Below are 2,398 nucleotides of genomic sequence, written 5' to 3'. Positions count from 1 at the left end.
GTGTCGGCTTGAGACAAGTAATTAATTTTATGCTTCTTAGTTAAATAGGCCGAATTTTATGCAATCCGGACACTCTCACGAGCTCCTCTATCTCGGTGAGGGACACGCCCTTCTTAACTGCCTCCTCCAGCACTGCCTTCGCCTTGGCCTTTACCCTTTCTGCCTCCGAACTCATGGTATTACCCCTTCCAGGGATATTTTTATTTTTTGCCATTATTTTTCACCTCATATTCCACAACTAACCGGGGTAGCCCCCACGGTAGGAGACACTTCTCCACCGATCCCTCCACGCCCGAGGAGATCATGACTACGTGGGAGAACAGGTGGAACGTGGAGGTGATCATCAGGGAGATGAAGCTGGGGCTTGAGGAGGGATCGCACAGGTCCCTGAGGCGTACCCTGGGCTTCATCAAGCTCGTTTCCCTCACGTTGATCGCGCTCCTCCTCGTGAGGTACTCCCTCAAGCTCTCCCTGGGGGTCAAGGAGATTTCCACGGCGTTGAAAAGAGTTTACCTGAGTCTCAAGAGGAGGCGAAAAGTGTAAAGTGGTACGCCAATCTTGTACATAACCTAAATATGAGATTATATATTTATATTATTAGACTTAGATCTTTTATAAATAAAATATTTTAAAAAATCATTTTAACTTATCCTGTATTTCTTCTAGTCCCATTTTCTCTATTTTTAACCGACTATAGAGCGGTAATAGGACTAGCACACCTATTATACCTAAAATCCCATAGACCGAAAATAATCTTATAACATTATGGCCACTAAACAACAGTGGCGTTATGTATAATCCTATAGCGCTAGCTAGCCTGTCCCCTGTCATCACTATTCCGGACGTGGTACCTCGAACCTTTGTAGGGAATATTTCAGAACCAAAATTTCTTATTACAGGCACAACAGTGAACGCACCATAGGATATCACAGTGAACGCTATAAGGAGTAAGATTGGGTTATGATAAATTATAACGACTAAAAATGAAAATATCATCTCTAATATACCTCCAATTAATGCAAAATTAACTCTCTTTATTTTTTCCACGCCGATTGCTACTATATAGGTAGAGATGGTTTGAACACCTAGGAAAAACGCGGAGTAAAGGAGAGTTCCGGCTTTAACTATTCCAAGTGCGCTAAGAATAGTGGGATTTAAGGTAGACAGTGCCCCCGGTATCAAATTAAAACAAAATGCAGCTATAACAATGGGTGTTATATAGAGAGCTATCTTCGACATGTTTATTTTTTCATAACTTACTTTCTTCTCCATATATAATAGGTCTCTAACCTTTGCTAATTCTTCTATATTAAACGAAGTTCCAGTAGCTTTTTTGATAGCGTCATTTGCCTGTTCGAATTTTCCTTTCATTATTAACCATCTAGGTGATTCAGGAATAGTGGTACGGAGCGCAAGTCCTATTAATGCAGGAACAGCCACGGAACCTAGCATTATTCTCCATTCTATGGGAGTTGGACCTATGGATATATATAAAAGATAGCCAAGGACATATGCTAGAACTCCGCCTAACGTAAAGCTAGTCCATAAATATGATAATGCCCTGCCCCTATGAGTTTTAGGCATGAATTCTGCGACGAGCGTCATAGCTGCAGGATAATCTCCCCCAGTTGCTACACCGAGTAAGAAACGAACAATATATAATTGAACGGGAGAAGTAACAAATGCGGAAATAATTGCAAGTATGACAACAGCCATGAGATCCAGTATAAATGTTAATCGCCTACCTAAGAAGTCAGTAATTAATCCAACTGTTAACGTTCCTATGACTGCTCCAATGAATAGTAAAGAAGCTGCTAAGGCAAATTCTGTAGTCTTTCCATGGAACAAATATGGGACAATGCTGAATGTTGAAGCTCCTAAAACTTGAATGGTGTACAAATCGGTAAATGCGCCTAATGCAGCAATAATCGTAAGGTTTCTATGAAACGGAGTGTATCTCGCATTATTTAGAGACTTGAATGGCTCTATCTCACCAATTGGAGAACCGTTTTCATTCGACATTAATTCCCATCCTTAATTTATCATTGTATTTTACTGTATAAAAATTTTGATGAAACTTTCCTTGAAGTGTGAGATAGATAATTATTTTGATATTCTGATTTTTATATAAGATAACTATTTATTATAATTTATTGCATTTATCATGAAGTATAAATGTTTATAGATACTCATTAAGAGTGTGTCCATAGTGTCGTCAAACTTGCATAAATTAGCTTTATGGCTTCGTGACTTTGCATTGAATTCCTTGAAACTTGAAATATACCAACATGACGACACTAGAGTGTGTCCAACAATTTATCTGGGGCTACCCCATATTGTTGTGTAGGAAAATATAAAGAACCCGCGTTATAAGCTTTCATGGTCCGTCACCTGGAAG

Annotated in this window: 3 protein-coding genes; 1 reads left to right on the top strand and 2 read right to left on the bottom strand. The window is 39.3% G+C overall.

Features of this window, described 5'->3' with window-relative positions; genetic code table 11:
* Positions 1–40 precede the first annotated feature (40 nt).
* Positions 41–214 carry a hypothetical protein gene (locus L3N51_RS12285; protein WP_238027509.1) on the bottom strand — a complete coding sequence of 58 codons (174 nt, stop codon included), beginning with the start codon at positions 212–214 and terminating at the stop codon, positions 41–43.
* On the opposite strand from L3N51_RS12285, the gene L3N51_RS12280 reads away from it, so the two are divergent.
* On the top strand, positions 208–543 hold the full coding sequence (locus L3N51_RS12280; RefSeq protein WP_238027508.1) for a hypothetical protein: 336 nt from the start codon (positions 208–210) through the stop codon (positions 541–543). The genes L3N51_RS12285 and L3N51_RS12280 overlap by 7 nt on opposite strands.
* A 93-nt stretch (positions 544–636) precedes the next feature.
* On the opposite strand, the gene L3N51_RS12275 is transcribed toward L3N51_RS12280, so the two are convergent.
* A complete protein-coding gene (locus L3N51_RS12275; protein ID WP_238027507.1) occupies positions 637–2,022 on the bottom strand; it encodes an MFS transporter in 1,386 nt (461 codons plus the stop codon).
* Positions 2,023–2,398: the final 376 nt, after the last annotated feature.

The organism is Metallosphaera javensis (ex Hofmann et al. 2022) (assembly GCF_022064045.1).
Classification (GTDB): domain Archaea; phylum Thermoproteota; class Thermoprotei_A; order Sulfolobales; family Sulfolobaceae; genus Metallosphaera; species Metallosphaera javensis.
Note: the sequence above shows the minus strand (reverse complement) of the source record. Positions and strands in the feature narration are given on the sequence as shown.

Coding starts and splice junctions, on each gene's coding strand:
- L3N51_RS12275 (WP_238027507.1), bottom strand. CDS start 2,022: ATGTCGAATGAAAACGGTTCTCCAATTGGTGAGATAGAGCCATTCAAG.
- L3N51_RS12285 (WP_238027509.1), bottom strand. CDS start 214: ATGGCAAAAAATAAAAATATCCCTGGAAGGGGTAATACCATGAGTTCG.